Origin of the sequence: Vibrio sp. Vb0888 (genome assembly GCF_033338835.1) — a bacterium.
GTDB lineage: Bacteria > Pseudomonadota > Gammaproteobacteria > Enterobacterales > Vibrionaceae > Vibrio > Vibrio alginolyticus.
In genome coordinates this window covers 1-13,947 of record NZ_JAWOTL010000029.1, presented here as the reverse complement: position 1 = coordinate 13,947, position 13,947 = coordinate 1, and the positions used below count along the sequence as shown (strand labels likewise).

At 43.8% G+C, this 13,947-nt stretch carries 13 protein-coding genes; 2 read left to right on the top strand and 11 right to left on the bottom strand.

Features of this window, described 5'->3' with window-relative positions; genetic code table 11:
• Positions 1–79 precede the first annotated feature (79 nt).
• The 4 genes from R7P72_RS22370 to R7P72_RS22355 all read right to left on the bottom strand — a co-directional run bounded on the left by R7P72_RS22370 (position 80) and on the right by R7P72_RS22355 (position 3,212).
• Positions 80–568 (bottom strand): DUF2489 domain-containing protein, encoded by a 489-nt coding sequence (locus R7P72_RS22370; protein WP_005379254.1) that lies wholly within the window; start codon positions 566–568, stop codon positions 80–82.
• A 7-nt stretch (positions 569–575) separates the two neighbouring features.
• Complete coding sequence (gene yihI / locus R7P72_RS22365) at positions 576–1,118, bottom strand: Der GTPase-activating protein YihI (RefSeq protein ID WP_005379252.1); 543 nt, start codon at positions 1,116–1,118, stop codon at positions 576–578.
• A complete protein-coding gene (locus tag R7P72_RS22360; protein WP_005379250.1) occupies positions 1,118–1,756 on the bottom strand; it encodes a class I SAM-dependent methyltransferase in 639 nt (212 codons plus the stop codon). The genes yihI and R7P72_RS22360 overlap by 1 nt, the downstream gene beginning before the upstream one ends.
• Positions 1,757–2,594: 838 nt before the next feature.
• Complete coding sequence (locus R7P72_RS22355; RefSeq protein WP_005379248.1) at positions 2,595–3,212, bottom strand: c-type cytochrome; 618 nt, start codon at positions 3,210–3,212, stop codon at positions 2,595–2,597.
• 159 nt (positions 3,213–3,371) lie between these two features.
• On the opposite strand from R7P72_RS22355, the gene yihA reads away from it, so the two are divergent.
• Positions 3,372–4,031: a ribosome biogenesis GTP-binding protein YihA/YsxC gene (yihA, locus tag R7P72_RS22350; protein ID WP_031779017.1), complete on the top strand. Its 660-nt coding sequence runs from the start codon at positions 3,372–3,374 to the stop codon at positions 4,029–4,031.
• 748 nt (positions 4,032–4,779) lie between these two features.
• On the opposite strand, the gene polA is transcribed toward yihA, so the two are convergent.
• From polA to hemB, 3 genes are all read right to left on the bottom strand, one after another.
• Entirely contained in the window at positions 4,780–7,566 is a 2,787-nt protein-coding gene (gene polA / locus R7P72_RS22345) for a DNA polymerase I (protein WP_005379246.1), read from the bottom strand.
• Positions 7,567–8,185: 619 nt separating this feature from the next.
• Positions 8,186–8,620, bottom strand: coding sequence for a GNAT family N-acetyltransferase (locus R7P72_RS22340; RefSeq protein WP_005379245.1), 435 nt, complete (start codon positions 8,618–8,620; stop codon positions 8,186–8,188).
• Between the two features lie 127 nt (positions 8,621–8,747).
• Complete coding sequence (hemB, locus tag R7P72_RS22335; RefSeq protein WP_031777176.1) at positions 8,748–9,809, bottom strand: porphobilinogen synthase; 1,062 nt, start codon at positions 9,807–9,809, stop codon at positions 8,748–8,750.
• Between the two features lie 184 nt (positions 9,810–9,993).
• On the opposite strand from hemB, the gene R7P72_RS22330 reads away from it, so the two are divergent.
• Complete coding sequence (locus tag R7P72_RS22330) at positions 9,994–10,755, top strand: TatD family hydrolase (RefSeq protein ID WP_213907357.1); 762 nt, start codon at positions 9,994–9,996, stop codon at positions 10,753–10,755.
• Positions 10,756–11,215: 460 nt separating this feature from the next.
• Here the strand turns inward: R7P72_RS22330 and tatC are convergent, their stop codons facing one another.
• The 4 genes from tatC to R7P72_RS22310 form a co-directional block, all read right to left on the bottom strand.
• Positions 11,216–11,968, bottom strand: a complete 753-nt coding sequence (gene tatC / locus R7P72_RS22325; protein WP_005379234.1) for a twin-arginine translocase subunit TatC — start codon at positions 11,966–11,968, stop codon at positions 11,216–11,218.
• Positions 11,969–12,036: 68 nt separating this feature from the next.
• Entirely contained in the window at positions 12,037–12,435 is a 399-nt protein-coding gene (gene tatB, locus R7P72_RS22320; protein WP_017635021.1) for a Sec-independent protein translocase protein TatB, read from the bottom strand.
• Between the two features lie 3 nt (positions 12,436–12,438).
• Positions 12,439–12,684: a Sec-independent protein translocase subunit TatA gene (tatA, locus tag R7P72_RS22315; protein ID WP_005382958.1), complete on the bottom strand. Its 246-nt coding sequence runs from the start codon at positions 12,682–12,684 to the stop codon at positions 12,439–12,441.
• Between the two features lie 52 nt (positions 12,685–12,736).
• Positions 12,737–13,947: AarF/UbiB family protein (locus R7P72_RS22310; protein ID WP_318110761.1), on the bottom strand; the 1,211-nt coding region annotated here is incomplete at its 5' end.

Here is a 13,947-nt window from a genome sequence, read left to right as displayed (position 1 = left end):
TTTTAAGTATAAAACTAAAGAAGTGCTAGCGTGATCACGATACCCCCATTAGCCATAAGGAGACTATTGGGGGTCGCGCTTAAATCATCTGAATATTGATTTGATTATTCAGTGGCTGGACGTTTTTCTGCAACACTTTGAGCTCCTCAATAATCGCATCAGTGAGGCGGCTTTCCGCTTTATGACGCGTCAAGTTCTGTTGCATACGCTCTTTCTTGGCAAGTTGTTGGCGTTCTTCGCCACGCGCCATATCTTTCACTATGTGGTAAAGCTCAGAAATCGCAGGGTACGTTTTATCGAAATCAACGCGGTCTTCACCTTGTACATAATCCATGATGTTATACACACGGATACTGATTTCAGATAAATCGCACTGCCCTTGAATGCCCGCCTGACACAAGGTATGCACATTCTCAAAAATGTTGGCGTTACGTTTGTCTATCGCCAATTTTTGATGCTTCAGCTGCAATTCCTTTTGCTTTTTCAATTGAAGCAGAAGGTAACCTGCATAAGAAGCGAGTGCGATGATAATCACAACACCAGCAATAGCTAATAAGGTTACATTCATAGCTTAATTATCCTTTATAGTCGTCGAAATTAATATCGTCGAAATCTGCCAGCAAGTCATCATCGTTGCGCGTGCTTTTCTCAGCAGGTGCAGTGAAGTCTTCCTCTTCTTCAGGTTCCAACAAACCTAGTTGGTCCATTAGCTTCTCAATGCGATCGAGTTTCTCATCGACGAATTTCTGTAGACCTGTGCCCAGGTTTTCACCCGCTTCAATACGGTCTAGCAACACGTTCAATTGCGCGTCATTTTCTAGCATCTCTAGTTCTTGCTCTGCCGACAAACGACGCTCTTGCTTCGTCATTTTCTTCGCAGGTTCAACAATCAGAGGTATTTTCTTTTTGCTGCCTAAGCGCGGGTCGCGATTTTGTGCAGCAGCTTGCTTTTTCTGCTCGTTAACTTCTGAGTTACGGTTACCCGTTTTCAGACCTTTACGCTTTTTAGCACGCTTGCGTAAGCGGCCTTCCACATCAGATTCTGTACGGTTACGAGTTACAACAAACTCAGGTGCACCAGCGGCACCCGGTTTTCTAGATTTTTTACTACGGCTCATTACTGGGGTTTCCTCAGTAAAATTACATCATTACCAATAAATTCGAGTTCGAGCTTATCCCGCTCTGCTAGGAACTGGAACGTGTCACGACTAAAGAACACTACGTGAGTGAGATCGTTCTTATAATGCCATGATTTGAAAGCCTCCACGTCGATGACCATTTTCGTCATCAGGCCTATCCAGCCCCCTGGCTTAACTAAATTCAACCATTGCTTCCACACCAAATCTGGGTGGTAGAGGTGCTCTATCACCTCTGTTGCTGTCATGAAGTCGTACGTTTTTTCTAAAACCGACGTATCAGGGTGGTAGTAGAGATCGTACAACGCCATGTTGTGCCCCGCCTCTTCCAGCATCAAGGAGAGCGTTGGGCCAGGACCACAACCAAAGTCGATACCATTTGATTGTGGAGAAATTCGCTCTGTGATCGGGTCAGCAATACGCGACAAAAAGCGTCGGTAACCCAAATCATCGGGGTTGTTCTCATGCAAATCATAGTGAGCTTTTTCGCTTTCCGCATCCAAACGTTGGTCTGGATTTACGAATACCAAGCTGCACTGCTCACATTGAAGATATTCACGACGCTTATCTTCAAAATAATGGTGAGTGCGCTGATTTTGGCATAAAGGACAGGTATGCATGCTGACTTCCTCAAACAGGGATGCGAAACATACCAGAAAGTGAACTCGGATTGGAGTGTTGTTGAGTATTTTTTCAGCAATTTTTATTAAAAAACTTTGTTTACAACCTATAAAGCTAAATAAGTGCAGTAATCTCAATTCAAGTTACGACTGAGCAAGTCAACGGATATAAAAAAAGCGACAGTCAGACTGTCGCTTTCTAAGTGCCATCAATTGGCGAAACTGTGTTGCACACATTTGGTGCACCAATGATCCCTTTGTTTTTAGAGCTTTCCCTGCCAAAAAGAGTTGTTTTTCATCTTCCTGATGAGTTTTGGCTATCCGTTTACTTCCTGTCTACTGAGCAACTTCCTGTGCCTGATCCGTTTCACTGTCTTAACCGTCAGACGAGATGACCATCCTTATCTGATAGGCTCCCTACCTATCTAAATCCCTTTCTAAATCACCAAGCATCCGAGCTACATCCTTGGAGACCTAAACCGTGGTCTTAAATCCTTACATTCACTCCCTGTGAACGACTTCTACTTTACGCCATCCCGTTATGCTCACAAGTAATGGGTTGAAAAAATAATCCGCCTATTTTTCTAAAAAATCAAAATTATCATTTAATCAAAAGCTTAAAAACACTAACAAGAAAAAGCCAACATCAAGTATGGCAAATGTCTCACAAACTGCCGAGCCAACTATCGCTTTCGCATCCAAACTCGACTGTGATATCTGTCACGAACAAAAATGCCCTAGTGGATTCACTAGGGCATTTTTGTACAAGTTGCTCGAACGATGTAGGGACATCTACCCAACCAGCTCAAGATGCAGGATCTTGAGCGATTTAGGTATATTAGTGCAGACCGCCAACGTATTTAGACAGCACTTCGATATCTTCGTCTGTCATTTTCTTCGCGATGTCGCGCATCATGGCATTCATATCATTGCCACGGTCGCCATCACGGAATTTTTCTAGCTGAGCTTTGATGTAGTCAGCATGCTGACCAGAAATTTTCGGGAAACCTGAAAGCTCAGTACCATTGCCACGAGGACCATGACATGCAATACATGCGGTTAGGCCACGCTCGGCATCACCAGCGGTATAAAGCGTTTTGCCTTTTGCTACTACATCTTCAGGTGTTGAGTTTTCTGAAACTGGTAGCGAAGCGTAGTAAGCAGATAGGTCTGCGATATCTTCATCGCTCAGTGGCATTGCCATACCACTCATTACAGGATCGTAACGACCTTGTTTACCACCACTTGTCATGCCTAGCTTAAGTTCTTTTAACTGCTTCTCAAGATACTTAGCGTGTTGGCCTGCGAGTTTCGGGTACGTTGTTATTGCACTGTTGCCATCTGCTCCGTGACAGGCGACACAGGTTTGTGATTTTGCTTTACCAGCCTCAATATTACCTTGGGCCCATACTGAGCAACTGGCTAAAAGACTCAAAATTAGCGCTAATTTCTTCATGACATTCCATTATAATTATCAAGCTTCCAGTACCACGGAATGTGAACATACCGCGTACACTCATGGTACAATAGGCGACCTTATGCCGAGCACGGTTATTTTACACATTTTCACAAAAAAGTAATCAATCGACTACACAAAGTCGAGATGGAGTTAACAGTGAGCGTAAAAATTCATTACCAAAATACGCATTTCATCACCAGCGCACCCGATATTCGTCACCTGCCGGAAGACGAAGGTGTCGAAATTGCGTTTGCAGGACGCTCAAACGCTGGTAAATCGAGTGCACTTAACCGTCTAACTAATCAAAAAAGCTTAGCCAAGACATCAAAGACACCTGGTCGTACGCAATTAATCAACCTTTTCAAAGTAGAAGAAGGTTGTCACATTGTCGATCTACCTGGATACGGTTTTGCTCAAGTACCGGTAGAGATGAAAAACAAATGGCAGAAATCTTTGGGTGAATACCTACAGAAACGCGAGTGCCTAAAAGGCTTAGTGGTTCTAATGGACATTCGTCATCCAATGAAAGATCTCGACCAACAAATGATTTTCTGGGCCATCGATAGCCACATTCCTGTGCAGGTTTTGCTAACCAAAGCAGATAAACTAAAAAGTGGTGCACGCAAACAAACTCTACTGAAAGTTCGTAAGCAAGTAGAAACTTTCGGTGGTGACGTTTCTGTTGATGTGTTCTCTTCACTTAAAGGATTAGGTGTCGATCAACTACGTGCAAAACTGGATATCTGGTTTGCACCAGCACTAGCGCACCTGATAGAAGAAGACGAACAAGAGACACCTGCGAGCGATGAAGAATAATTAACAATATTTGTTAAATTTCTTCGACACGGCCCTGCCATTTGGTGGGGCTTTTGTTTATCTGAACTAAATAACAGGCAATAAAAATCCCCGCCTTCCTGGCAGGGATAACGGGAGAGAAAAATTGGTAATTATTGTTATGTGACGAAGCATTGCTGAACTGAGATTCGATTTCAATAGGTTAAAAAGCGCTCTTGTTTCCTGTGCATCACCAAACATTCACTCGAAAAACACCCAATAGCTTTACAATTCAGACAGTTAAGCCAAGCAAAGCTTCAAAAAAGATGTAACTTAGTTTCCTTCAAGAAAAAATAATAGTGTGACTGGCGTAAATTTACAGGATGAATAACGCGATAAATTTGAAGGAAAAATCGAGATTTTGCAGTGATTTAGAAAGGTCAAAAAAGAAGGTTTCTGAAGGCTTACTTTAAGCTACTGATCCAAAAGAATAATTTTCTTTCGTCCAATAAAAAACGCCCCAGTCAAAAACTGACTGGGGCGGCTGAATCAGCCTAATCCAATAACGTGAAACAAAAGGTCTGAAAGATAGAACATCTTACCTCTGTACCCTACGAGTATTAATGTACAACAATTGGTCAGAATTGCAAAGAATTTTTGTAGTTTTTTTTCATGAAATTTTTATTAAGCAACATCAAAGTTAACTTTGCGCTAGCTTTTTTAATCTCAAAAAAAAGCCAGCGTTTGTGCGCTGGCTCATAATTAATTGGTTATTTTGGTCTAAAAGTGACTAATGAGCTTGATCCCAGTTATCACCGTGACCTGCTTCTGCAACCAACGGTACTTTTAGCTCTGCTGCAGATTCCATCAATTTCTGTACTTTACTTTCAATTTCGGACAATGATGACTCTTCAACTTCAAAGACCAATTCATCGTGTACTTGCATTAATAACTTCACACGACCATTGCCTTCTTCCTGAATCCACTGATCAACCAACAGCATCGCTTTCTTAATGATGTCCGCAGCCGTACCTTGCATTGGTGCGTTGATTGCCGCACGTTCAGCAGCTTTACGACGCATCCCGTTGCGCGATTTGATTTCTGGTAAATGCAAACGTCGACCAAAAATCGTTTCAACATACCCTTTATCTGCTGCCGTGCTGCGTGTGTCTTCCATGTACTGCATCACGCCTGGGTAACGTTCAAAGTATGTATCCATGTACGCTTGAGCCTCACCACGAGGAATGCCTAATTGCTTCGCCAAACCAAACGCACTCATGCCGTAAATAAGACCGAAATTAACCGCTTTCGCACGACGACGTTGCTCACTTGAAACGTCTTCAATAGAAACACCCATGATTTCTGCTGCGGTTGCCGCGTGGATATCTTTGCCATCACGGAATGCATCCAATAACGCTTGGTCACCAGAAAGGTGCGCCATGATGCGAAGTTCGATTTGCGAGTAGTCGACCGCTAAGATTTTATGCCCTGATGGCGCGACAAACGCTTGACGAATACGACGGCCAGCTTCGTTACGAATTGGAATGTTCTGTAAGTTCGGATCAGTAGAAGATAGACGACCCGTTGCAGTCACTGCTTGGTGGTAAGAAGTATGCACGCGCCCCGTTGATGGGTTGATCATCTTCGGCAGTTTGTCGGTGTAAGTTGATTTTAGCTTCGCCAAACCACGGTATTCCAAAATCAGTTTTGGTAGTGGGTAGTCTAGCGCGAGTTCTTGCAGAACTTCTTCATTCGTCGATGGTGTGCCTGATGGCGTTTTCTTCACAACCGGTAAACCCATTTTTTCAAATAGGATGGCTTGTAATTGCTTTGGCGAGTTCATGTTAAACTCTTGCTCTGCAATTTCGTACGCTTTCTTTTCAAGCTCATCAAGGCGAGCGGTAATCTCGACCGACTGCGCACTCAGCTTCATTTCATCGATAAAGACCCCAGTGCGTTCAATGCGCGAAAGAACTGGCACCAACGGCATTTCAATCTCTTCGTAAACTGTCTTCAGGCTTTCATCCTGCTCGATATTAGCAAACAAGCGATTGTGCAGACGAAGGGTCACATCCGCATCTTCTGCCGCGTATGGCGATGCTTGTTCCAGTTCGATTTGGTTAAACGTAAGCTGATTTTTGCCTTTACCTGCAATTTGCTCAAAAGAAATGCAGCTGTGCTGTAGGAAGCGAAGCGCCAAGCTGTCCATATCGTGTTTACCGCCGACACTGTTGTAGATATACGATTCCAACATCGTGTCGTGCTTGATACCTTTTAGCTCAATGTCGTAACGAGCGAGTACAGACGCATCATACTTTAAGTTTTGACCGACTTTTGCTTTCGCTGCATCTTCAAGAATTGGCTTCAGCTGTTCTAGTACCCAATCACGATCAAGCTGTTCAGGCGCATCTAAATAGTCATGTGCAACTGGCACATAAGCCGCAATACCTTCATCGACAGCGAATGACAAACCAACTAGATTCGCTAGCATGTAATCTAGGTTATCGGTCTCCGTATCAAATGCAAACAGCTCAGCCGTTTGAAGTTTATCTAGCCAAGCATTGAAGGTTTCTTTATCCAGAATTGTTTCATATTGGCTGCGATCGATTGTTACCGCAGAAGTTTCCATCTCGGCTTGAGAAGAAGAAGCTTGTGAAGATCCTGCAAGCTCTACGGCCTCCACTGATCCAGAACCGCCTTCAAGTAGTTCATTCAACCAAGATTTAAACGTCAGTTGGCCATACAGCTTCACTAATTCGTCTTTATTTGGTTCCGCTTTCAGCAATGATTCTGGCGTTTCCTCAAGCTCAACATCCAATTTGATGGTCGCGAGCTCATACGAAAGCATGGCATTTTCTTTGTTGTCGATGAGCTTTTTCGCCATGGTTTTAGAACCACGGAAACCAAGCCCTGCAATATCATCGAGGTTTTCATACAACTTCGTCAGACCACCAATACCTTGCAGTAGTGCGGTCGCCGTTTTATCACCGACACCCGGTACACCAGGAATGTTATCTACTTTATCGCCCATCAGTGCTAAGTAGTCGATGATCAACTCAGGTGGAATGCCAAACTTTTCAACCACACCTTCACGATCCATTACGACGTTCGTCATGGTGTTGATCAAGGTAATGTTATCATCCACTAGCTGCGCCATGTCTTTATCACCAGTACTGATCAATACAGGCATGCCCTTTTGTGATGCTTGGTATGCTAACGTACCGATGACGTCATCCGCCTCGACGCCAGGAACACAGATCAGCGGCAAACCCATTGCACGAATAACATTGTGTAATGGTTCAATTTGACAACGCAGGTCATCCGGCATTGGCGGACGATTCGCTTTGTATTCTGCATACATATCATCACGAAAGGTTTTTCCCTTTGCATCGAAAACCACCGCGATGCGCTCAGACGCAAACTGACGCATCATGCTGCGTAACATGTTCACGACGCCGTAAACGGCATTAGTTGGAATTTCACCATTGCTCATGGTGCCCGGGTAGGCGTGAAAAGCGCGATATAGGTAAGAAGAGCCGTCGATAAGGATCAACGGATTTTCAGGAATACTTGCCATAATTGTCTGTATCCAATTCAGTACTTGAGAGATCTGCCTAGGATGCCATGACTGCTGATCTGAATCTATCTTGTTCGCTCGATCTAGGTCGCGTAAATTTTTCCGACTTTATTCACGAAAACACCACCCCCTGTGGATAACTCTGTTTATAGAAATTATCCACTGGTTATCCAATAACAAAAAACACAAGAAAACACCAACTCAAACTATTGATTTATAATAATAAATTTACATAACGGCGAGAAGATCAACGATCCTAAAATGATCATCGCATGTGGAAAAGATATTAATAGTGACGTCAAATAGAAATCGTAGAAAAGAAAAAAGCGACCCGAATGGGGTCGCCTAGCAGAAGTGGTAAAGCAAATTCTGTAAATAGAGCAGCTTAACCAAGAAGCTATAAATTACACTGGAAGCAATGTGAGCAATGTCGTGTCAAAAAGAATTCGTGCAAGTTCTCGGAAAAATGTTTCATCACTTCTCAACTTTCAGTTAATTAACTTCTGTTAATAAGTCACTCAACGTCCTTGTGAACTTTCCTCATTCCCTAAGACAGGTTTAATAATAATGATTCTCATTTCGTAGTCAACAGTTAAATGAGAAAAAATCTCATTTATTTTCACATTGCTTTAATGAAATGCACTCGAGACTCTCGAAGATTTACTTTTTCTTCAAATTTTTCAATGATATAGCCATTTCTCAATAACAAGCGAAGCATAGCCGGAAACTGGTTTCGAGATTTCACTTTTAATGTGTTGTAGCCTTGTTCTGCCACCCAATCCTCTTGAGCTTCCAAAAGCAGCTGTGCCACGCCTTCATTTCGAGCTTCAGGGACAACACCACCTAACCAGCTATAGAAAACACCATCCTCTAATTCGTAACCTATTTTGAAGCCGACAATCGTGCCATTTTTTTCTGCAACGAGGATTAAACTGTTTTTCTCTTCTAAACGTTGAGTCATGGAGTCTACCGTTTCTCCTTTCGAAAACTCGGTAACACGCGCCACAACTTGAAGTGCTTCTTCCAATGTGCCTTCACGAATCAGCATTGTCATTGTTCTCTTCTCCAAAATAAAAATACCCAAGCACCTTGGATTGTTACTGTTGTAATCCGCCTGAGGTTACTTGGGTATATACAGACGAACAACTCTTGTTGGTCTGGTATTTCTCACTGAGCGATAATTACTCTTCTGTCGCTTCCGGAGTACGATTTAGGTGTTGAGCAGTTTGTGCATTCTCTTCTGCCAACCACTCAGCAACGTCTTTCGCAAAGTACGTTAAGATGCCATCTGCACCTGCACGTTTGAAGCACAATAGTGATTCCATCACAATTTCACGCTCTTTGAGCCAGCCATTCATGATCGCCGCTTTATGCATCGCGTACTCGCCAGAGACTTGATAAGCAAATGTCGGTACTTGAAGTTCAGTTTTTACTCGGCGAACTACATCTAAGTATGGCATACCAGGTTTAACCATCACCATGTCCGCACCTTCATTGATGTCTAGCGCCACTTCGTGAATCGCTTCATCAATGTTTGCTGGGTCCATTTGGTAGTTTTTCTTGTTGCCGCCTTTTAGATTTGAAGAAGAGCCAACCGCATCACGGAATGGTCCGTAGTAGTTCGATGCGTACTTAGCCGAGTAAGCCATGATTTGAGTATGAATGTAGCCCGCGTTTTCTAATGCTTCGCGGATCTTACCAATTCGGCCATCCATCATGTCTGAAGGCGCAACTACGTCAGCACCCGCTTCTGCATGAGACAAAGCCTGCTTAACCAATACTTCTGTGGTTTCATCATTCATTACGTAGCCATCTTCATCGATGATGCCGTCTTGGCCATGTGTCGTGAATGGGTCGAGTGCCACGTCTGTGATTACACCAATTTGAGGAATGTGTTCTTTAAGCGCTCGTACTGCTCGCTGAACCAAACCTTCTGGGTTGTAGGCTTCAGTAGCACATAAGCTTTTAGCGTCTTGGTTTACGACAGGGAAAAGCGCGATTGCTGGAACGCCTAGATTTGCAAGGTATTGTGCTTCTTCTAGCATTAAATCAATCGACAAACGCTCTACACCCGGCATGGACTCCACGCTCTCACGACGATCTTTACCCATAAGAATGAACATTGGGTAAATCAGATCATTAACAGAAAGTTGGTTCTCAGCCATCAAACGACGACTAAAATCGTGCTTACGTAAACGACGCATACGGCGTGCAGGGAATGGACCTTGAATTGATACAGACACCATTTTCTCCTTGTCTGGACGGTTATGATGATCAAATCATCTGGTGAACAAAATCATATCACTCTTGATGCATGTTGCGAGTGACAATCTGGAAAAAGGTAATGAAAAAAACTGAAAATGACCCAGCACTCACACTCAAGTATACTTCGAATACGAAACCAACCATGAAGCACAGAGAGTAACGATGATCGATACCCACGCGCACATCTATGCTAGCGAATTTGATAACGACCGCGATGAAGTAGTACAACGCGCCTTAACGCAAGGCATTAATAAAATCCTGTTGCCAAACATCGATCTGGACTCTATTGAGCCCATGCTACAAACCGAAGCGGCGTATCCAGACGTGTGCCACTCAATGATGGGACTCCATCCTTGCTATGTGGATAACAACGTTGAGCAAACATTGGAAGTCATCCGCGGCTGGTTTGAGAAACACAAGTTTATTGCGGTGGGCGAAATTGGTATCGACCTGTATTGGGACAAAACCTATCGCGCTGAGCAAGAAATGGCGTTCGTAGCTCAACTTAACTGGGCAAAAGAGATGGATTTACCGGTCGTTATCCACACTCGTGATTCGATTGAAGAAACACTCACTTTGCTGCGACAAGAGCAAGATGGTCGTCTGCGTGGTGTATTCCACTGTTTTGGAGGCAGCTTAGAAGAAGCACAAGCAATCAATGAGCTAGGCTTCCACTTAGGCTTAGGTGGCGTATCAACCTTTAAGAATGGCGGGATGGATAAAGTCATTCCACATTTGGATATGCAGTGGGTCATTTTAGAAACCGACTGTCCATATTTAGCGCCGGTGCCACACCGTGGTAAACGTAATGAACCAGCCTACACTTCTCTCGTTGCACAACGTGTTGCCGACTTGCGTGATGTCGACATCGCAACCATCGATGCCATAACGACTGAGAATGCCAAAAAGCTGTTTAATATTTAGTTCACGAGAATTGAAAAAAGCGACGAAATCAACGTCGCTTTTTTATCACCTAAACTATTGAATGGACGATTCAACCCGTTGAAATAGTAGAACAATCCATACAAAATTATTGATAAACATAATAATTAACTAGCAACTCTACTTACTTCTCATATCGTCACTTTACTTCGTCCGCTTTGCAAAACTGTCGACAACTCGACACATTATTTTTCTATACTGATTTACGCCCATTAATTAGCACAAATGTAAAACAGCATGAATATGGAAGTTGAAGTGTGTACACATGGTGCTTACTTACAACGCGTACCGCGCAGTTTTTTTCAAAAGCTGCTGGGCATCAAGGAAGTATACGTATGCACAAAATGTGGTTACGTCATGAAAGTTAAGTAATTAGCCCAAGAAAAAACCAACCGCAAAAAAAAGCGGCTCAATTGAGCCGCTTTTCACATCTAGATTAGCCTTATTCTTCGGTTTCCGCTTCTACTTCTTCGCTTCGACGAGTATAAAAACGCGCGAAGAACAAACCGACTTCAAACAGTAAACACATCGGAATAGCGAGTAAGGTTTGCGAGATCATGTCTGGTGGCGTTAACACCATACCTACGACAAACGCAGCCACTATAATATAAGGACGTTTCTGTCTTAAGTCTTCTGGTGTAGTGGCCCCAGTCCAACACAACAAAATAATCGCAACAGGCACCTCGAATGCGATACCAAACGCCATAAATAGCGCCAGCACAAAGTCGAGATAACTCGAGATATCAGTTGCAAACTCTACTCCACCAAGAGAGATGGCGGTAAAGAAGCCAAACACCAATGGAAATACCACGAAGTAGGCAAATGCCACTCCACAGTAGAACAATAGCGAACTAGAGAACAGCAGTGGCATGATCAATCGACGTTCATGCTTGTACAAACCTGGCGCTACAAATGCCCACACTTGATACAAGATAAACGGCACCGCAATAAATACCGAAGCAATTAACGTCAGCTTAAGTGGCGTAAAAAAAGGTGACGCTACATCCGTAGCAATCATGGTCGCGCCTTCAGGTAGACGTTCTACTAAAGGTGCGGAAACAAACTCGTAAATGTGGTTAGAGAAATAAATTAGTCCGACAAACACGACCAACACTGCGAGGATTGAACGCAGTAGTCGGTTGCGAAGCTCCAACAAATGACTAATTAAAGGTTGTGTCTGCTCGACGGTAGACATGGCAAACCTCTTATTAAAAACCAGATCAAAAAGGAGCTACCAATCACTAGTAGCTCCTCCTAATGAGACTATTCGGCTTTCTTATCTGCCGCTGTAACCTTGCTCTCTTGCGCTTTCACGGCCTCTTCGACTGCTGGCTCTGTTTTTACAGGCTCAGCCTCTGAATCGGTGTTCTTTGCGTAAGGACGATTTACAGATTGCGCTGCCTTCTTCAACTCTTCAACTGAAGATTTCAACTCAGGGGACAAATCATCCATCCCCATTTGTTCTGCTTTGCGCAAGTTTTCTTGCAGCTCTTGGACTTTCAGCTCGTGTGACAATTCGTCTTTGACGCTATTTGCCATACTCTTAGCGGCACCGATAAAGCGAGACACGCTGCGAATAGCATGAGGCAAACGCTCCGGCCCAAGAACGACCAGACCAACAACAGATATTAATACCAGTTCCCAAAAACCGATATCAAACACGTTTTACGCCTGCTCTTTGTCTTTTTTCGTTTCAGGAGCAGCTTCTTTTTTCTGCTGCTCTTCTAGACTTTTTGGTTCGAAGTCTGCGTCTTTGTCATTTTTCGCAGGTTCATCTTCGCTCATCGCTTTTTTGAAGCCCTTAACGGCACCACCCAGATCGCCACCGATACCGCGTAGTTTCTTTGTTCCGAATAGCAATACAACAATTACAGCAATGATTAGAAGTTGCCAAACACTGATACCACCCATTCTCTTTACCTCGGGTCTTTAAACAAACAAAAATATTTCAAGAGTTTAACGTCTATTGACGATAAGCTCGCCAACTAAGCAGCCAAAATGTGACACCTGCGATACCGCAGGCCAACGAAAGCTGCTCAAAAGCATCGTTCACCAATATTGCCGAGCATACGACTAAAGTCGCGCCAACGCCAAACAAAAACTTTCCTGTCGCCTGCTGGCGCTTGCTCTGGCGATACCCTTGATAAAGCTGATCCATACGTTGATTCATCGCTTTACCTTGTTTCAGGCTATCGTAAAGTAGCTCTGGCAGTTCAGGTAATTTCTCTGCCCAAAATGGTGCGCGGTCTTTAATCGCATTCACTAGAGCTTGCGGCCCAACTTGATTCATCATCCATTCTTCCAGGAATGGTTTTGCGGTCTCCCACAAATCAAGTTGAGGATATAGCTGCCTACCAAGCCCTTCCACGTACAACAGCGTTTTTTGCAACAGTACAAGTTGTGGCTGAACCTCCATATTGAATCGACGTGCCGTGTTGAACAAATTCAACAACACATGACCAAAGGAGATTTCGCACAATGGCTTAGCAAAAATAGGCTCACACACAATGCGAATCGCGAACTCAAACTCATCGACATTGGTATCCGCAGGCACCCACCCTGAATCCACATGTAACTCCGCCACTCTGCGGTAGTCACGATTGAAAAACGCCAGGAAGTTTTCCGCCAGATAACGCTTGTCTTCGCTATTAAGTGTACCAACGATTCCGCAATCTAGCCCTATCCACATTGGGTTCTCTGGATGTTCGGGTTTGACGAACACATTACCCGGATGCATATCAGCATGGAAAAAGCTGTCTCGGAACACCTGAGTGAAGAACACACTCACACCGCGTTCCGCGAGCAATTTCATATTGGTGCCATTTGCTTTCAAGCCTTCAATATCAGAGACTTGAATGCCATATATTCGCTCAGAAACCATGACAGTTTCATTACTGAAGTCGGGAAAAACTTCAGGAACATATAATTCTTCGCTGCCTTCAAAGTTGCGGCGCAACTGAATGGCATTCGCCGCCTCACGTCGCAAGTCGAGTTCATCAAGCAGGGTTTTCTCGTATTCACGCACGACTTCAACTGGTTTTAAACGACGTGCTTCAGGCATCGCTCCGGCGACTATACGCGCCATTCGGTGCATCAGTTTTAGATCTGAATCAATGACTGGGCGAATATCTGGGCGGATAACCTTTAATACCACTTCTTGGTTAGTGTCTTTTA

What these genes read in the sequence shown, in the direction of transcription:
- R7P72_RS22370 (WP_005379254.1), bottom strand. Translation starts at nt 568, where the DNA reads ATGAATGTAACCTTATTAGCTATTGCTGGTGTTGTGATTATCATCGCA.
- yihI (WP_005379252.1), bottom strand. Translation starts at nt 1,118, where the DNA reads ATGAGCCGTAGTAAAAAATCTAGAAAACCGGGTGCCGCTGGTGCACCT.
- R7P72_RS22360 (WP_005379250.1), bottom strand. Translation starts at nt 1,756, where the DNA reads ATGCATACCTGTCCTTTATGCCAAAATCAGCGCACTCACCATTATTTT.
- R7P72_RS22355 (WP_005379248.1), bottom strand. Translation starts at nt 3,212, where the DNA reads ATGAAGAAATTAGCGCTAATTTTGAGTCTTTTAGCCAGTTGCTCAGTA.
- polA (WP_005379246.1), bottom strand. Translation starts at nt 7,566, where the DNA reads ATGGCAAGTATTCCTGAAAATCCGTTGATCCTTATCGACGGCTCTTCT.
- R7P72_RS22340 (WP_005379245.1), bottom strand. Translation starts at nt 8,620, where the DNA reads ATGACAATGCTGATTCGTGAAGGCACATTGGAAGAAGCACTTCAAGTT.
- R7P72_RS22330 (WP_213907357.1), top strand. Translation starts at nt 9,994, where the DNA reads ATGATCGATACCCACGCGCACATCTATGCTAGCGAATTTGATAACGAC.
- tatC (WP_005379234.1), bottom strand. Translation starts at nt 11,968, where the DNA reads ATGTCTACCGTCGAGCAGACACAACCTTTAATTAGTCATTTGTTGGAG.
- tatA (WP_005382958.1), bottom strand. Translation starts at nt 12,684, where the DNA reads ATGGGTGGTATCAGTGTTTGGCAACTTCTAATCATTGCTGTAATTGTT.